The 18,081-nt window shown below is 62.6% G+C and carries 12 protein-coding genes; 2 read left to right on the top strand and 10 right to left on the bottom strand.

The features are described from left to right. Positions 1 to 14: 14 nt before the first annotated feature. From HV822_RS12495 to HV822_RS12480, 4 genes are all read right to left on the bottom strand, one after another. Positions 15 to 3,572 carry a tetratricopeptide repeat protein gene (locus HV822_RS12495; RefSeq protein WP_238870455.1) on the bottom strand — a complete coding sequence of 1,186 codons (3,558 nt, stop codon included), beginning with the start codon at positions 3,570 to 3,572 and terminating at the stop codon, positions 15 to 17. Then, a complete protein-coding gene (locus HV822_RS12490) occupies positions 3,550 to 6,285 on the bottom strand; it encodes a bifunctional glycoside hydrolase 114/ polysaccharide deacetylase family protein (protein ID WP_238873601.1) in 2,736 nt (911 codons plus the stop codon). Before HV822_RS12490 ends, HV822_RS12495 begins: the two co-directional genes overlap by 23 nt. Before the next feature lie 241 nt (positions 6,286 to 6,526). Further along, positions 6,527 to 7,288 carry an ABC transporter permease gene (locus HV822_RS12485; protein ID WP_238870453.1) on the bottom strand — a complete coding sequence of 254 codons (762 nt, stop codon included), beginning with the start codon at positions 7,286 to 7,288 and terminating at the stop codon, positions 6,527 to 6,529. Next, entirely contained in the window at positions 7,285 to 8,247 is a 963-nt protein-coding gene (locus HV822_RS12480; protein ID WP_238870451.1) for an ABC transporter ATP-binding protein, read from the bottom strand. The genes HV822_RS12485 and HV822_RS12480 overlap by 4 nt, the downstream gene beginning before the upstream one ends. Positions 8,248 to 8,402: 155 nt before the next feature. Here HV822_RS12480 and HV822_RS12475 point away from each other — a divergent pair, with 155 nt between their 5' ends. Then, a complete protein-coding gene (locus HV822_RS12475; protein WP_238870450.1) occupies positions 8,403 to 9,002 on the top strand; it encodes a glutathione S-transferase family protein in 600 nt (199 codons plus the stop codon). A gap of 3 nt (positions 9,003 to 9,005) precedes the next feature. Here HV822_RS12475 and HV822_RS12470 read toward each other — a convergent pair whose 3' ends face one another. The 3 genes from HV822_RS12470 to HV822_RS12460 form a co-directional block, all read right to left on the bottom strand. Next, positions 9,006 to 9,737: a TerC family protein gene (locus HV822_RS12470; RefSeq protein WP_238870448.1), complete on the bottom strand. Its 732-nt coding sequence runs from the start codon at positions 9,735 to 9,737 to the stop codon at positions 9,006 to 9,008. Between the two features lie 147 nt (positions 9,738 to 9,884). After that, positions 9,885 to 10,820, bottom strand: a complete 936-nt coding sequence (locus tag HV822_RS12465) for a glutathione S-transferase family protein (RefSeq protein WP_238870446.1) — start codon at positions 10,818 to 10,820, stop codon at positions 9,885 to 9,887. A gap of 54 nt (positions 10,821 to 10,874) precedes the next feature. Beyond that, positions 10,875 to 11,186: a GIY-YIG nuclease family protein gene (locus tag HV822_RS12460; protein ID WP_238870444.1), complete on the bottom strand. Its 312-nt coding sequence runs from the start codon at positions 11,184 to 11,186 to the stop codon at positions 10,875 to 10,877. Positions 11,187 to 11,218: 32 nt separating this feature from the next. On the opposite strand from HV822_RS12460, the gene HV822_RS12455 reads away from it, so the two are divergent. After that, positions 11,219 to 11,701: an asparaginase domain-containing protein gene (locus HV822_RS12455; RefSeq protein ID WP_238870442.1), complete on the top strand. Its 483-nt coding sequence runs from the start codon at positions 11,219 to 11,221 to the stop codon at positions 11,699 to 11,701. Positions 11,702 to 11,896: 195 nt separating this feature from the next. On the opposite strand, the gene tldD is transcribed toward HV822_RS12455, so the two are convergent. From tldD to HV822_RS12440, 3 genes are read right to left on the bottom strand one after another with little or no spacing between them, the layout of a single operon-like run. Then, positions 11,897 to 13,339 (bottom strand): metalloprotease TldD, encoded by a 1,443-nt coding sequence (gene tldD, locus HV822_RS12450; protein WP_238870441.1) that lies wholly within the window; start codon positions 13,337 to 13,339, stop codon positions 11,897 to 11,899. After that, positions 13,332 to 14,192, bottom strand: coding sequence for a carbon-nitrogen hydrolase family protein (locus HV822_RS12445; protein WP_238870439.1), 861 nt, complete (start codon positions 14,190 to 14,192; stop codon positions 13,332 to 13,334). Before HV822_RS12445 ends, tldD begins: the two co-directional genes overlap by 8 nt. A 1-nt stretch (position 14,193) precedes the next feature. After that, positions 14,194 to 18,081, bottom strand: a complete 3,888-nt coding sequence (locus tag HV822_RS12440; protein WP_238870437.1) for a YhdP family protein — start codon at positions 18,079 to 18,081, stop codon at positions 14,194 to 14,196.

Genomic DNA, 18,081 nt, shown 5'->3' with positions numbered 1-18,081 from the left:
CCTTTGTTGTGCCTTCAGCGGCCAAAGCGGCTGCTGTAGGAAATCGTTGCGGTACCGCCTGCTTCACCATCACCACCGATCGGCTCTGATTGGTAGCCGGCGGTAAACGACAGTTCATCGTCGCCAAACACCTCAATGCCGATACCGGCATTGAGGGCGAAATTCATGCTTTGTTCTTCCCAGTCCCAACCGGTAGAGGCATCCAGCAACCAGGTGTATTGGCCGCGATTGCGGTTGATCAGCCCTGGCATCCCCCGGCGCAACTGACTGCCAATGTAGACCCGGCCCACACGCTCGGGCAGCAGTTGGTCAACGGTCACATCGTTTTGCCGCACGGCACCACCATTGGCCACCAGCAGCGAGTCCAGCGACTCGCCACTGAGGCTGTTACGCTGCCACTCGACACCCGTGCGAAGAATCCAGGTGGGGCCCTCAAAAAACTGAATCTGACTAAACTCCAGATTCACCTGCTGGCCAGAGCCGATATCGATACCCGAACGACTCTCAAACTGTCGTTGTGACACCTGCCAGCTCAGTTGATCACGCGCGCTAAAAGCGTGGCTGGCGCGCACCCAGAGCGCGCTTTCCTCGCCCAGTGCACGCATCAGACCGGTCTCACGACTTTCACGCTGCAGGTCCGCGCCCACTTCGATTTCGTTGCCCCCTTCGCTCCAGCGCCGCGCGATGCCGACACCGGTACGGTTGTCATCCTGTCGGCCGCTGTGATCCAGCTCTAGTGACAGATCGCCGTTCGACAACTGGCGCTCAGCACGCAGCAGCAGGTTACGCTCAGCGCCCAGCACACTGCTGTCGAGCAGCTGAGAGTCATACTCGGCCCGGCCACCATCGGCGCGCAGGTACCAGTTCTCGCCAATAAAACGGGCAATACTGAGCTGCGGCCCCCGGGTCTTCAGCCCGCCAAAATCCTCTTGTCCCCAGCCAACGCGAACCCCTTGCGGGTAGCGCTCGAGGAAGGCGACAGATTGCCGCCACAACTGCCGACGCACCGCCAGTGGCTGTTCTTCTCCCAGTGAGGACAACGCTTGGGCCATGGCCTGATTGTCATCCCCAAGGCGCTCCAGCACGGCAACCCGATGGGCATCATCAACCTGCGGATTGACCAGCAACGCCGCCAGAGCCTCACGCCGATTGGTACGCAGCGCTTCCTGAATACGCTGATAACCCTCTTCCCGCAGGCCGCGTGCGCGGCCCCAGGCCAACCAGGCATCCTTCTGCGCTTCCTGATTGATGCTGTCCAATCGAGCCAGCTGAGCGGCATACCATAGCTGCAGTGCGCCGACCGAGCCGTCCTGCCAGCGCTGTAGTCCGGCCAGCGCCTGGCGCGGTGAACCGCCGGCAGTCATCAGTCGCGCCCAGGTCTGGCGCTCGGTATAAGGAGCACGCTCGCTTTCTGCAAAGCGCAGACGGGTCAGCAAGCGACTACGCAGTTGCAATGCGGTAGCCTCCCGGCCACTGGCTTCCAGCGCATCGGCGTAGGCCGCCAGGGCCAGGGTGTCCTGTGGGTTATCGCGCAGGTGACGGTTGAACCACTGCAGCGCCTGGGTGCTGCGCGAGAGTATCTGGTTGGCAGCCCCCATCGGCAGCCACATGACGGGCACCGACCGGGCCTCACCTTCCCATTGCCGCAGAGCCCGCTCCAGCTTGCTGCGATCTACCCTGTCAACAAGCAGCCAGAGCAATCGCGCGCGCAGCAGGCTGCTGCGCGGCTGTCGGGAAAGCCCATGCAGATAAAGTTGCTCAGCTTCTGCAAATCGCCCTGCGCGCTCTGCCAGTAGACCGCGCGCCAGCAGTACCGGCAGCAGACCGGCCGTGCTCGATGTCTGCTCAGCCTCGGCCACCAGTGCAGCCAACAGCGGCCAATCCTGCTGCTCCTCAGCCAGTTGCAATGCATTGACCAGATAGCGGCTATCGCCAGTGCGCCGCCAGTTGGCCGTCAGCATGCGCAGCGCCAGCTCCGGATTCTGCAGGCGGTACATGTCGATCAACTGCGCCTGTTCGCTCTGCAAGAGCACCGCTCCCTGAGCCAGAAGAGCCTCGTAGCTGGCCTGCACCTCATCGTCTTGCTCCAGCTCCCAGGCCAGTGCTGCGCGCAAACGCCAGTAATCCGGGCTGAGCTGGTCCAGTGGCGCGACATCCAGTACTTGCCAGGCTTGCTCGGGTTGGTAGAGATTCCACAACACCTCAGCCCAGCTCATACGTTCACTGATAGTAAGCTGATGCCGGCCGGCGAACTGCGGCCATGTGTCGGCCTCACGCTGCAACAACTGACGGTTCTGCAAGTTTTGCATGAGCCGCGTCCAGGCCAGGCGCTGACCTGCGGCACGCTGCAGGTAGCTGCGTAGCCAGTTCTCCGCCATGGCCGGCGTGCCGCGTTGCTCGTGGGCGTAGATCAGCGCGTCCAACTCTTCATCTGTGAGGCGTCGGGAAGCGGCCATGCTGCTCAGCAACTGCACGCCGCGGTTGTAGTCGAACAGCTGGAACGCCAGGCGCCAGGCCTGACTGCGTGCCGCAGCGTCCTCGGCCAGATCCAGATAGGCAATCCAGTAATCCAGCGCCGCCTCAGGCTTGCCCCGCCACTGGCCAAGCAGAGCCATTTGCCGCAACAGCGCGGCATTGGGCGGTGCCTGTTTTACCAACGTCTGTCCTACCTCCCAGGCCGTTGCCGTATCGCCGGCAGACAACGCCAAGTCAAAGCGCGCCTGCAGTGCCGCGATGCTATCGGGCTCCTGTGCATACCAGTGTTCAGCCAGACGGATCGCCAGATCGTAGCGTCTGGCTCCCTGCGCGATCTGCACGCTCGGCAGCCACCAGTCATCACCCAGACTGCTAAGACTGCCGCTGTCGAGCAGCTGTACCGCATAGAGGCTGGCTGACTCGGCCTGGTCTGCGGCCAACAAGCCGTCGTAGGCCAGCTTGGCGAACTGCCGGCGACCCTCGACTGTGCGCGCCGACTCCGCCAGCTGCTGGTAGATCGCTGATGCCTCAGCCGGCCGCTCGGCCGCCAGGTACCAGCGCGCAGCTGCCAGCTGGTGCGTCTGCCGGTCAGGCCCCTCGGCCTCCTGGGCCAGTGCCAGATGCAAATCCGCAGCCCGGCCTGGCATGCCGAGCGCCAACGCCAGCTCCGCCAACTGGGTCTGTTGCGCCGAAGTCAGCCCGGCCGGATCAAACGCGGTCAGTCGCTGACGTGCGTCTGCAATAGACTGTTCATCACGGCGCACTGTTGCCATGCGGCCATCGAGCACCAGGTTGTAAAAACGACGAAGTTGCTCGTCGCCGCCCTGCCAATCGCTCAGATGCCGGAGTGCGCGGGAAAACTCGCCGCGCTCAATGAGCATTTCCAGGAGCTCGGCACGCAACTCGATGTTCTCGGGCTCAGCCGTGAGCAGCAATTCGGCGTAGCCGACGGACACCGCGTCGGTCTCACCCTGCGGCATAAAGGCGCTTTTGTTTTGATAGGTCAGCACCAGCACCACGGCAACCAGCAAAACCGCCAGGCCAAGGGCCCAGGGCCGGAATAATGGAGTGGACTCAGCGGCAGGTGAGTACTGCATCGCTCACCTCCCTTTGCTCAAGTGCAAACTCCAGCAGACCAGCGCGGCGCTGCCCCTGATAGCGACGCCCGTCGACCGACAGGCTGCAGCTACCGGCATACCGCACAGCAAAGCGCAGCGCAAAGGCTCCGGCCATGGACACCGTTACCTCACGCGCGTGCTGGTATTGCCATTGCTCGACGGGCACGTTGGCGTACTCCAGAGCTGGCGCCCCATCACGGTCAGGCCGCAGCGCCAGCACCGCGCGGTCGCTGCTCAAGTGGACATAACGCCCCTGTGGCAAATCCCGCACACCAGCGACCCCGTCAGAGTGCAGCAAGTCGGGCCAGCCCAGCTGCGGATCAAGTCGCACCGTGCGCAGCCCCTGCAATGCACGCAACTGCCAGCGGCCATCGCTGCGACGCGCCAGACTACCCTCGTAAAGTCCGCGCACGCGACGCAGGTAATCGCCCATCCACAGCGAGATCGGTTCTTGCCGGTCCATGGCTGCGTAGACATCTGCCATGGCTTTGATCGATGCCTGCTTGGTACCGGAATAGAAATGGTAGTACAGGTGCAGGCCACGCAGACGGCGCGGGGAGTCGGTCAGCTCAAAGGTATCAAGCACACGCTCAAACCCGTAGAAAGGCCCGGTCCACAGGTTGGTATAGAGGTTTTCATTGATGATTGGCGCATAAATCTGCAGGCCACCGCGGGTCGGGCGCAACAGCGGGTGCAGCCCGGTCAGCGATGGGTTGGCGCGGGTAATGTAGGTTTCAGCGCCATTAACATTGGCCATGCCCGCGTCATAGGCCATCTGGATCGCCTCTGGGCTGGGCAACGCCTCTCCAGACCAGAAAATCAGGCGAACCTGCTTGCCCGCCGGCAATAGCGACTGCTGAATATAGTCCCGTGACCCAATAATTTCCCGCTGCAGGTCCATCTTTGGGTAATTGGGGACGTTCATGTGCAGCCCGTACACCGGGTTGAACCCCTCGCGCTGGCTGGCCTTCTCAGGCTCCCAGAAAAAGGGATGACTGAACGTATGGGTGGCTGGCTCCACCTTGGGCTCGGCGAAAATGCGGCGGGCGATGGGCTCCAGGCGCTGACTCAGGTAGGGGTACATGCCCTTGGGCCCGACCTCGCCTTCCACCACCGACACCGAGGTCAGATAGTTGTTGGCCCGGATAAAGTCGCGCAGCACCACCTCGCCGGAGTAGGGCGTGCCGGGTATTTCTGCTCGGGAGGCAAAACCGTCGCCGTCAATATGCACCGTGGCGATGCGACGACCGTTTTCGGTCGTGGTATCTAGGGCCGGCAAGGGCTGCAGCTGCAGGCTTTGCTGCAAAAAGCTGAAAGGATCAAGTATCCAGCGCCGCCCGGCAGCCGACTCCTGAAACAGATAAGGTGCCAGCGCATAGCCGCCCCAGTCGCCAACGGCCACCGGTGTGAGCAGGTTTTGCTGGTGATCCAGTAGCTGCAGCGCCGGGCGCAGTATGTCTTCATTGGCAGTCATTGCCAGCAAATCACGTGAGCGCAGGCGCAGAGGGGCTTCAAAGTTGCCGAGCAACGCACCATCCACTCGGCTGAGGCTGACGTTGTCCGGGTCATAGGACAGGCGACGCAGCCCCAGTCGCGTCAGCAGACGGGCGTCATCCAGCGGCATGCCGCCAAAGAAGGCAATGCGCGTGCCCTCGTTCAGCCGCGCCTGCAGGAAACGCCGGAAATCGCTGGCCCGTGAAGGCGCACCACTGGTCATCCACACCACGACGCCGGCGTACAGCTCGTCGAAGCGGTGTTGGGGTAAATGCCCATCGACCGGGAAGTAATCCACGCGATAGCCCAGGTACTCCAGCAGGCCGCCCAAAAACACATGGCCCTGGGTACGCGTCAACTCGCCTTCACGTGGATCAAACAGCAGGGCGATGCGGCGCGGAACAATCTCCAGCGTACCCACTCCGAGTGAATCCAGGTCCGGTGTGGTTACCACCGGTACAAAACCCTCTTGCTGCAGCCGTCGACTCAGGTCGCGCGCCTGCTCGCGCTGCTCGGGCGGCAAATACTCAATGGCTACCACCGGAATCCCGCCCGCCAACAGAGGCTGAAGCTGGTCATCGAGCCAAGCACGATCATCTTCCGACACGCGGCGATAGCGCCCCTGCGCCTGATCCCAACTGGCTTCCAATGACTCCACCGCTACAGCGGCAGGAGCAAAATCCAGCTGCGGCAACACTTCAAAGCCACGATTAAAAAACAGTTGCAGCTGCGGGTAGTCAGCGTGCAAGCGTTGCAGAAACGCAACCAGCCCCTGTTGCTGCTCCGCACGGCGGCTCTCGGGCAGGCGCATGAAGCTGTCCAGGGTATCCAGAAAGAGACCGCGATAACCGACGCCCTGCAGCGCCGCCGCACGATCGAGCAGCCGCTGCTGCCACTGGGGGCTGGCCAGATCAGCAATATCGCTTTGCCACTCGCGATTGCGTTCGCCACTCGATAGCTGCGCGGCGTCTGGCAGGGCTTCATCTTCAGGGGAGAGTTCACCCACCGACAGGTAGGCATAGGGCACTGCACCTTGGGCGCGCAGGAAAGCGACCTGCTCGGCTGTCGTATGGCCGGGCTCCAGCACCACCCAGTCGTACTGGGCTAATTCAGGCAGGGGAGGCTCAGCGGCGTACCAGAACGCTACCGACTCGGGCTTGACTTGAGCGGCAGCGCCCGCAGCAAATAGCGTCAGCATAGACACCGCCAACAAACAACGCAGCGCCAGGCCACGAACCAGACAACGCGACAACAGCAGCACCAAATTGTCTCCTAACCTGACGTTGATGTGTTAGTTCGGGAGTCAGCCTGGTCGAGACAACGGAAGCGGTCTAGGCCGCACACAGCGATCGACTGATATCACAATGGCACCATACCAAAGCGCTGGCACATTCTCAATATAACTATTCAAAAAGTCAATATAATGACATTACTTTTTATCAGGATTTAATACGAAAGCCCGTACGAAAGATCCACCAGATCACGAGCAGACACAGCGCGAGAAACACCAGCGTCATCACCACACTTACACCAATATGCACATCGGCAGCGCCGTAGAAGCTCCAGCGAAAGCCGCTGATCAGGTATACCACGGGGTTGAACAAGGTCACCGTCTGCCAGAATGGCGGCAGCATGGTGATGGAATAGAAGCTGCCACCCAGAAAAGCCAGCGGCGTGACAATCATCAAGGGAATGATCTGCAGCTTCTCAAAGCCGTCAGCCCAGATACCGATGATGAACCCGAACAGACTGAAGGTGATGGCTGTCAGCAAGAGAAAGCCCAGCATCCAGACAGGATGTTGAATCTCATAATCCACAAAGATCCGCGCAGTCAGCAGCACCAGCAGCCCGAGCAATACCGCCTTGGTGGCAGCTGCTCCAACGTACCCGACCACAATCTCAAAGGGTGATACCGGCGCCGACAGCACCTCGTAGATGGTGCCGGTGAAACGCGGCATGTAAATACCGAACGAGGCGTTGGAAATGCTCTCATTAAGGAGCATCAGCATGATAAGCCCGGGAATGATAAAGGCGCCGTAGCTCACCCCATCCACTTCCGTCATGCGTGTGCCAATGGCGGCCCCAAAAACAATAAAATACAGCGACGTGGAAATGACCGGCGAGGCAATACTCTGCAGCCGCGTGCGCAGCATACGCGCCATCTCGGCAAGATAGATAGCCTTAACCCCATACAGATTCATGCACTCTGCCCCGCTGCCGCTGGCTGCTCGGCCTTTTCTCGATTGTGCACAAGCCCCACAAAAATATCCTCCAGCGAGCTCTGACTCGAGTGCAGATCACGCACTTCGAGCCCCAGCTGGTCCAGGCTGCGCAATAGCTCGGCAATACCGCTTTGCTCTGCCTGCGCATCGAAAGTATAGATCAGCGCAAAGCCCTGCTCTGCCAAGCTCAATGGGTAATGGCTCAACGCAGATGGCACAGCTTGCAGCGGCTGTTGCAGCTGGAGCGTCAACTGCCGGGTGCCGAGCTGGCGCATCAGGCTATCCTTGTCCTCGGTAAGGATCAGCTCGCCCTGACGAATCACCCCGATGCGATCGGCCATTTCTTCGGCCTCTTCGATGTAATGCGTTGTCAGAATGATGGTCACGCCGCGTTGCTGCAGACGTCGCACCATGTTCCACATGTCCCTGCGCAACGCCACGTCCACGCCGGCAGTGGGCTCATCCAGAAACAGTACTTCAGGCTCGTGGGCCAACGCCTTGGCAATCAGCACTCGACGTTTCATGCCGCCGGACAGGTCCATAATGCGCTCATCGCGCTTATCCCAGAGCGACAGCTCGCGCAGTATCTGCTCCAGCAGGGCGTCATCACTGGGCTTACCGAACAACCCCCGGCTGAGACGCACCGTTGACCAGACACTGTCGAACATATTGTTGGTCAGCTCCTGCGGCACCAGGCCGATCCGCTGGCGCGCCTGTCGATACTGCCGACGATTATCAAAGCCATCGACCAGTACCTGCCCACTACTGGGATTGACCAGCCCGCAAACGATACTGATCAGTGTGGTCTTGCCGGCACCGTTAGGCCCAAGCAGCGCAAAAATCTCGCCGCGCCGAATGTGCAGGCTGACGCCTTTCAGTGCCTGAAAGCCGCTGGCGTAGGTTTTGGTCAGGTTTTCCACCGCGATGATGTTGTCCACTCACACTCCGCCTGCCTGCCGAATCAGCCACCGCTCAGCCGCGCCGTTGACGCCGCGCCGCACCTGTCGTACGACCCTACACTAGATCAACGGCCATACGAAACCGGCCGTTGCTACCTGACGCCCTTAATGCAACAACCTTGAGAACCCTGCACATGAAAATCCATGGCGATGAACGCTCCGGCAATTGCTACAAAATCCAGCTGCTCTGCGCCCTGCTGGGCATCGATTATGCGTGGCAGCCTGTCGACATCCTGCAGGGCGACACACACACGCCCGAATTCCTTGCCCGCAACCTCAATGCCAAGGTGCCGCTACTGGAGCTCGACGATGGCCGCTGCCTGGCGGAGTCCAATGCCATCCTGCTGTATCTGGCAGAGGGCAGCGCCCTGATTCCAGCCGACGCCTTTGAGCGCGCCAGCATGCTGCAGTGGCTATTTTTCGAGCAGTACAGCCACGAACCCTACATTGCAGTCGCGCGCTTTATCGCGCGTTACCTCGGACTACCCGAGGCTCGCCGGGCCGACTATGAAAGCAAACAGATCGGCGGACACAAGGCGTTGAAGGTCATGGAAACTCAGCTGTCAAAGACGCCCTACCTCGTGGGCGAGCGGCCCAGCCTGGCCGACATCGCGCTCTACGCCTACACCCATGTTGCCGGCGACGGTGGCTTCGAGCTGCAGGGCTATCCCGCCCTGTGTGCCTGGCTAAGGCGCATTGAAGCCCTGCCCGGTTATCGCCGGATGAACGCCTGAACCTCAGTTTTCCTGCGAGGCGCTGTTGCGCCGCACCCGAATATTGAGCAGTTCCACTACTACCGAGAACGCCATGGCAAAGTAGATGTAGCCCTTGGGCACATGCACATCGAAGCCTTCAGCCATCAACGTCAAGCCGATCATCATGAGAAACGACAGCGCCAGCATCTTGATGGTCGGGTGACGATCGACAAAGTCGCCGATCGGCTTGGCGGCAAACAGCATCACCGCCACCGCGCCGAGAATCGCGATCACCATGACCGCCAGATGGTCTACCAGACCAACGGCGGTGATGACCGAATCCAGCGAGAAGACGATATCCAAAATAGCGATCTGCACCACCACGCTGACCATACCATTGCGCGCCGTCGCCGCCAGAGAGGCTTCAGCTTCAACCGGCGCCTCCAGGCTGGCATGAATCTCGTGGGTCGCCTTGCCCAGCAAAAACAGTCCGCCGAGGATCAGCACCAGGTCGCGGCCGGAAATAGCCTGCCCCAACACACTGAACCAGGGCTCGACCAGGCCGATAATCCACGCCAGCGAAAACAGCAGCGCCAATCGGGTGACCATCGCAAAACCGATACCCAGACGCCGCACCAGCTCTCGCTGCTCGGGAGGCAAACGGCTGACCAGGATGGAGATGAAGATGATGTTGTCGATACCAAGCACAATTTCTAGCGCCAGCAAGGTCGCCAGCGCCACCCAGGCTTCGGGCAGGAAAATCCAGTCAAACATGGCAGAGAGTCCTGAAGGAGAAACGGTCGAGCTGACCGCCTGAGCAGAGTAGCGCGCAGCTATGGCACTGGCGAGAGGGCCAGAGACAAATACTCTGTTGCAAGACGCGTCAGTGGCCGGACATCGCCCCTGACGCGCCGCTGCGCTTCAGGCTGCGCGTACGCGGAAGCCAAACCGCGGGAAGTGCACGTGCAGCAGCCCCGCCCGCTCGTCTTCGCGGGCGATGATAATCTCCTCAGCCCCCTCGTAGACCAGCGTGCCTGCAACGTCGTCAGTGCCGTAGTCAACCGCGCTGACAGCAACCGCCTGACCGACAGACAAGCCCGCCGGGCTGCTGATGGCGTCAGCTGGCAAAGGCGCCGGGCTGGCCTGGCGTGCGATGTCGATGGCCGCCTCGGCGCTAAGATCGGTGTGAGAGCCGTGGCCAATGCCGCGCATGCGGCCCATCCAGGCGCGCACCGCCACATAAGGTTCCAGCGCATCGGCCACCGCACGGTTGGAGGCAACAAACCAGAGCGCGTGATAGTGGGCAAAATCTGCAATGCAGGGCTGACCACCCAGCAGAAAGTCGCCGTCACGCTCAAGCTGGGTTTCCAGCCGCGACAGCAAGGCAGGCCACTGGCCGAGCGCCACATCGGCTTCCAGGCGGCTCGCTGTGCCGCCACTGAACAGCTTCTGACGATCGGCAACAAAGCCCTTGATTACCTGCTCTGGCATACCGGCAAAACGCTCAGCCAGCCCCTTGGGCTGGAAGTTGATGGCAACCGCGTGCTGAAAGAGCACCTGATCGGCAAACTGCGCCAGACTGGCCGCAGCTGCTTCCTGCCCCTCCGGGAACAGTGCCGGCGCAGACTTTTCCTGCTCCAGGCGGCGGGCAATCAGCGCAGTGTCGCAGTAAATGTCAGCTCCCACCTGCAGCACCGGCGTCCGGCGGTAGCCACCGGTCAGCGCGGTCAGATCCGGCTTGGGCATCACCGGCGGGATCATGACCGAATGCCAGGACAGGCCCTTGAAGCCGAGCATCAGGCGCGCCTTCTCGGCGAACGGGGATTGCGGATAGTGGTGCAGAATCAGATCGGTCATGACAGCTCTCCGGCAAAATGGACTGCCACTGTAGACCGCCCAGATGGAGGCTGGCTAGCCCTTCGGGCGGACTGATACGTCGCCATCGGGCTGATTTATCAGGCACTCCTTGGCTTTACGCGTCAGCGCCTTGATCGCCCTCTCCTGCCGCAAGGCGTCACCATGATCGAGGCAGCTGCGACGCCAGACCAGCGCCGCCGCCGGACTACGATTGAAAAAGCGTGCGCCCTTACCGGTCTGATGCTGCAGAAAGCGCCGCTCAGGGTCCACGCTGATGCCGGTATACAAATGACCATTCTCAGCACGCACCATGTAAACCCACCAGATACGCTCAACAGCAGACAGGGTAGACTCTTCAACAGACATACGCAGACAGTCTCGGCGCAAAGGAATACAGGATGTTCATTCAGATTTTCAGCACTGGCGGTACTATCGACAAAGTCTACTTTGACGCGCTCAGCGAGTTCCAGATCGGCGAGCCCATGGCGGCAGACATCCTGCAGCAAGCGCGTGTCGGGTTTGAGTATCAAATCGAGTCGCTGACCCGCAAAGACAGCCTGGAGCTAACCGACACCGACCGCGACCTGATTCATGCCAGGGTCGCTGCCTGCCCCTATGAACACGTTCTGATTACCCACGGTACCGATACCATGACGGTAACCGGCGCGGCGCTGGCCGACATCGAGGACAAGGTTATCGTACTCACCGGCGCGATGCAGCCAGCACGCTTTCGCGATACCGACGCCAGCTTCAACCTCGGCCTGGCCATCGGCGCCCTCAACTGCCTGCCCCACGGCGTCTACGTCGCCATGAGCGGCAAGGTGTTCCCGGTTGATCAGGTGCGCAAGAATCGGCTGGCTGGGCGGTTTGAGGGGAGGTAAAAGCGGCTGGAGGCTGAAGGCTGAAGGCTGAAGGCTGAAGGCTGAAGGCTGAAGGCTGAAGGCTGAAGGCTTAATCAGGATGAGGTCCTCGCAAAGCGGGTCAAGCAGGGTTTGCGGATCATATGCAAAAAACCAACGTCCGTACCAACTCGGACTGCTTCCAGCCTCCAGCCGCGCGGCTCGCCGCGCCGGGCATCAGCCGGTGCCGCCCACCGTAATCTGATCAATCTTCAGTGTCGGCTGCCCTACCCCGACCGGGACTGATTGGCCATCTTTGCCGCAAACGCCGACGCCGGTATCGAGCTTCAGGTCGTGGCCAACCATAGAGACGCGGTTCATGACTTCGGGGCCGTTGCCAATCAGGGTGGCGCCCTTGACCGGGGCGGTGATCTTGCCGTCTTCGATCAGGTAGGCCTCACTGGTGGAGAAGACAAACTTGCCGCTGGTGATGTCGACCTGCCCACCGCCCAGGTTGGCGCAGTAGATGCCCTTTTTCACCGAGCGGACAATCTCGTCCGGGTCGCTCTCGCCGGCCAACATGTAGGTGTTGGTCATGCGCGGCATCGGCAGGTGAGCATAAGACTCACGGCGACCATTGCCGGTAGCCGGCACGCCCATCAGGCGCGCATTCAGCTTGTCCTGCATATACCCCTTGAGCACACCGTTCTCGATCAGCGTGGTGCAGTGACTGGGCACGCCTTCGTCATCCACGCTGAGCGAGCCGCGACGGCCCGGCAGGGTGCCGTCGTCAACAATGGTACAGAGACTGGAAGCGACCTTCTCGCCAACCCGGCCGCTGTAGGCCGAGCTGCCCTTGCGGTTAAAGTCGCCCTCAAGGCCATGACCAACCGCCTCGTGCAGCAGCACGCCGGACCAGCCCGGCCCCATCACCACCGGCATGCTGCCGGCAGGCGCGGCAATCGCCTCCAGATTGACCGAGGCCTGACGCACGGCCTCGCGGGCATAGCCCAAAGCGCGCTCCTCGGCCTCAAAATACAGGTAATCAGTCCGGCCGCCGCCGCCACTGCTGCCGCGCTCGCGGCGCCCGTTCTGCTCCATGATGACGCTGACGTTCATACGCACCAGCGGACGGATGTCACCGGCCCAGGTGCCGTCACTCGCCGCGACCATGACGGTATCATGCACACCCGCCAGGCTTACGGTGACCTGACTAATGCGCGGATCAAGGCTGCGGGTATAGGCATCGAGGCGCTGCAGAAAAGCAACCTTGTCAGCCTGCGGCATCACATCCAGCGGGTTATCCGCAGCGTAAAGCGCGGGCGGCGTTGGCCGCTGCCAGGCCTGCACGCTGCCTGCCTGTCCAGCGCGAGCGATGGAGCGCGCCGCGCCAGCCGCCTGACTCAGCGCGGCAAGACGAATGTCGTTGCTGTAGGCGAAGCCGGTTTTCTCACCGGACAGGGCGCGCACACCGACCCCCTGATCGACGTGAAAGCTGCCATCCTTGACGATGCCATCTTCCAGCACCCAGGACTCGCTGATCTGATGTTGAAAATACAGATCGGCAGCGTCGACACCGGGTGCCTGCACCAGGGTGCCGAGCACACCCGCCACCGCATCAGCACTCAGCTCGGCGGGCTGCAACAGCGCCTGCTCGGCGCGGGTAACGATGTCACTCATGTTCGGTTGACTCCTTGCCTGGCGGCAACGGCTGGGCCGCCAGGGCGAAACGACGATGTCGGGTTATCGGCATGCGCGCACGCACGCCCTGCAACTGCTCTGGCACCAGCGCGCCAGTCAGCACGCCCTCGCCTGCGGGCAGGCACTGCTGGACGACACCCCAGGGGTCGATCAGGCAGCTATGACCATAGGTCTGACGCCCGCTCGGATGTTCACCCACCTGGTTGGCAGCCAACACCCAGCACTGGGTCTCAATGGCGCGCGCCCGCAGCAGTACTTCCCAGTGCGCTGCGCCAGTAACCGCGGTAAAGGCCGCCGGCACCACAATCACCTCAGCGCCGTCTGCACGCAGCGCCTGATACAGTTCGGGAAAGCGCACATCGTAACAGATACTCAGCCCCAGCCGCCCGACCGGGCTGTCGATGCAGACCACCCGGTCGCCAAAGTCGTAGTCGCGAGACTCTCGGTAACTGCCGTGATTGTCGGCGACATCCACGTCAAACAGGTGCAGCTTGTCGTACCGCGCCACCTCGTGACCGTGCTCATCCACCACCAGCTGGCACGCCATCGGCTTGCCACCTGCAGAGACAGGCAAGGGCAGGCTGCCGCCGACCAGCCAGATACCATGCTGACGCGCCTGCTCGGCCAAAAAGCGCCGCATCGGCCGCTGCACTCCCCACTCAGCCGCAGCAATCGCGGTCAACGACGCGGCACCAAAAGCGCCAAAACACTCAGGCAACAGGACCAGCTCTGCCCCCTGTTCGGCTGCCTCGGCAATCAGCCGTGCAGCCGTGTGCAGGTTGTCAGCCACCTCTGGGCCGCTGGTCATTTGCAGCGCCGCAACCGTTGCCATCTCAGTCCTCCTCGAGTGCCGCCTTGTCATCAAAGGCGCGATCAAAGTCAACGTCGGGTTTCTGCCAGTCGCCGCTGACACGGTACTTCACCGAGGCAAACCGCGCGACTTTGTCACCGAGAAGCTTGTCTGCCAGAAACAGCACGCCGCCGATCTGGGGCGCCCCGGCAATGATCGCAGCCAGCGGCAGGTTGTTGGTCACCGGCAGCGTCACCAGCAGCCCCATATCAACCTGGTTGGAACGCAGGTTGAGCTTGCCTTCCATCTGCATCTTCACTCCGGGGCCATCGAGCACAACCGGCTGCTCGCTGTGCAGGACGCCGTTCTCGACATAAAGACCGGCGTCCAGGCTGTCGTAAGCCGTGCCTTTGCTGAACAGGTCAGAGAAGTCCAGCCGCAAGCGCCGTGTCAGCGCATTAAAGTTGAGCAGACCAAACACCCGCAGCGCCTCCGCACTGCCCTCACCGCTTTGCAGCATGCCATCGCGGGCCGCGATACCCAGGGTTCCGGAGGAGCTGCGCAGCGAAAACGCAGCCGGCGAGCCTGGCCAGTTCAAGGCGGCATTGGTGACGAAGCTGTCGCTGGTGATGGTTGGTGCGTATTCCCAATTGGTAAGCACCTGGCCGATATCGTCGGCTTGCAGGCTGCCCTCAAATACCGAGTGGGCTGGCTGCTCGCGCCAGTCCATGCTGCCCGTCAGCCGCAAGCCGCGCAGATCCACATTCAGTTCCGGCAGCTGAGCTCCGGTGGCGTCAGGGCGCAGCATGAAGCTCACCGCACCCACCGGCTGCTCGCCCCAGGACAGCTGATCAATGCTGACGTCCAGCGCCGGCAGCGAGGACGGACGGAAGTCGGCGAGCGGATCTTGCGGCTCACTTGGTGCGCTCGCAGCCGCCTGCCCCAGCGGCGGCCGGTTGCGACTGGCCTCCGAGCGCGGCAGATTCAAGCGCTGCAGGTCCAGCGTCAGCGGATCGCCGCGCCCCCGGGGCACCCGGACCTGGCCGGCAACCTCAGCCTGCTCGATATCTATCAACCATTGCTGCTGGCCCTGCCGCACCCTGGCCCAGGCATCATCCAGGCTGAGACCAAAACCGCTGAAGTGCGCAGCCCGCACCTCAAGCTCGCGCAAGGGCGTATCAACCAGTCCGGACTTGGCGGCCGAGCCCGCGCCGGTTTGTGCAGCGGCAGACAACTGATCAAGCCAGCTGCGCCAGGTATTCCAGTCGAGGGTCGGCACCCGGGCCTGTACAGCCAGCCCCGGTTGCGTTGGCGTCTGCGCGGCGCCACTGGCATAGCGGATGTCACCGGCCAGCTCGCCGCCGGTACGCAACCGGGCATCAAGCCCATCGGCGGTCTGCAGGTGCCAGCGCTGCCGACCCGCGCCGAGTTGCAGGTCAAGCTGCGTGGCGCGGGTGTCTTCAGCGGTCTTGCCAAACGGTGCCGGCAACGTCAGCGCCAGACCTGCAAGGTCGCTGCGCAATTGCAGCTGCTGCTGACCGGCGGCGATATCCACCTGCGCCTGCCAGCGCAGCGAACCACTGGCCAAGCCGGCCGGCAGCGCCTTGAGCAGCGGCCAGGCCGACAGCTGCTCGACACTGTGCTGACCACTCAGCGCTAGCCGCTGAGCGCGCTCACCGCGGGGCGTCAGGCTACCCTCCACCGCAGCCCCCAGAAAGCGCGCGGACACGTCATCGGCGCGCAGTCCGGTGCCACGGGTGAAGTTGAAGCGCCCGCGCAACTGCTCCAGCGGCGCCTGCAACTGCGGAATATCAACGCGCGCGCCGTTGAGTTGAAAGTCGATGTCGGCCTGCAGCTGCGCGGGAGACTCTCCACTACGCCGCAGCGGAATCGCCAGCGCCAGCTCGCCGTCCACTTGCCCCTCACCGCTCCAGCCCGCCAGCGGGTTGCCGGTGAGACCAGCCAGGGGGCTGTCCTGCATCAGCTTGAGTGCATCACTCACTGAGCCCCTGAAGGCAGACTCTACATGCAGCTGCAGTGGCCCAGCCTGGTTCATCAGTTGACCATAGACGCGGGCGCCGTCAGCCTGGGCGTCAAGCAGCCGCGCACGACTGGCCCGAATGTCCAGCAGACCACCTCGCAACAACAGCTCGGCGTCCACCTCCGTCAGTGGCGGCCAGCCGCTCTGGAACACCAGCTCCCCCTGACGCAGGCGGGCGAACAGCCCAATGTCGCGCTCCTCAGCACTGGCCCCCTTGAGCAGCGACCCGCGGTATTCGAAGATTGCCAGCGGCACCTGCCCCTGAATGCCGCTGGCGGCCATCCAGGTTGCCAGCGCCGGGCTGAAGCCTTGCGAACGTACCGGCAGGTAAGCGCGGTGGACCGGCGCCCGGCTATCGTGCAGCGCCACGCGCAAATCCATCGTCGGTGTCTGCCCGCTTGGCGGCAGGTGCAGAGCCAAAAGTGCGTCGGCCTGCCCATCATCACCACTGACCGACAGGCCGGGTGAGTCAAGGTGCAAACCCTGTTCGCGAGACCAGCGCCAGTTGAGCAGGCCTTGTGCTCGACGATACTGCCAGCGTTCAGGAAACAGGTTGGGCAACTGCATACTCCAGGGGCCGGCATCGATGCGCAGCTCACCCTGCGCTGGCGTGCCGTGCACGGTGCCGCTAATACCACTGACAGCAGGCGCATTGCGAAACGCCGCCACGCCCACCGCATCCAACCGCGCCGCCAGATGCACGCTATCGAGCTGCCCGGACGTATCGATGCCGCCGACCTGCAACTGCCGCACAGTACCTTCAGGCGCCAGTTCGGCAAGCAACTCGGCGACCGGCTGATCCGGCGCCAGCACCTCAACCCATTCGCGCAGTCGGTCCAGCCGTAGCCGGTCCAGCGCCAGGAACCATTGCCCCGGCTGCTCGTCCTGGCGTACCAGCAAATTGGTGGTGGGCCAGACGTTTTCGCCCATGTGCAGGCTCAGGTCCTGCACATGCAGCTGACGACCGTCGCTGGCGTCCAGATATTCAAACCGGCTGAACAGGTCATGCAGCACCGGCTCACGTTCGCCGCTATGCAACCGAATCTGCGGGGCAATAAGAGTGCCTTGCAGGCGCTGCAGGCGCCCGTCCTGCCAGCTACCCCAGAACCGGCCGCCGGCGGTCAGCTCACGCAAGTGCGAGCGCTCCAGCCAGTCATGAGGCAGCCAGCGACTCCAGTCACTGGCAGGCAGCTCGACAAAGAACCCGAGTGAAGCGTCTGACAACCGCTCACCCGGCATCAAGGCACTGACCTGCCAGCGCAGGCGCTCGCCAGCCGGGAGGCTGAGGTGGCCGTCCAGGCGGTGCCAGCCATCCCCGTTGAGCAGCGTCATGTCGCCGTGTTCAAACTGCCAACGTGGCTCGCCATACGGGCTGACCTCGATGCGCGTATCCAGCAGTGTGATCCGCCGTTGCTCCCGCAAGGTGTTGACGGCCTGCTCCAGCGCGCCCAGACGGCGGGTGCGTTCACCCACCCCCTGCAGATGCCACTGGCCCTGCTCGTCCTCGCTCAAGGAAAGCGCCAGCCCGCGAATCTGCAGCGCATCCATGACCGGACGTCGCAGCCACAGGCTGCGCCAGACATCCAGTCGCGCGGTGACATCATCCAGGTCGAACAGCACCTCACTGTCAGGCTGCAGGCTTTCATGCACACGCAGCCCGCGCAGCGTCAGGACCGGCTGCGCGCCCTGCATCTGCCCCTGCAGGGAGCGCAGTTCAATGTGCCGCCCGGCCAGCTCCTCAACCTTGGCAACCAGCTCCTGCTGGTAGTTCTCGACCGTCGGCACCAGCATACGGCCGAGGCTTACGTAGGCAGCCGCAGCCAGCAGCCAGCCGACCAGCAGCAGGATCAGCCCATTGAGCGCGCGGAGTAGCCAACGTTGCCTGAGCAC

The organism is Halopseudomonas maritima (assembly GCF_021545785.1).
In the GTDB taxonomy this organism is placed as follows: Bacteria; Pseudomonadota; Gammaproteobacteria; order Pseudomonadales; family Pseudomonadaceae; genus Halopseudomonas; species Halopseudomonas maritima.
The sequence above is the reverse complement of the archived record's forward strand: the minus strand, read 5'-3'. Positions and strand labels throughout refer to the sequence as shown.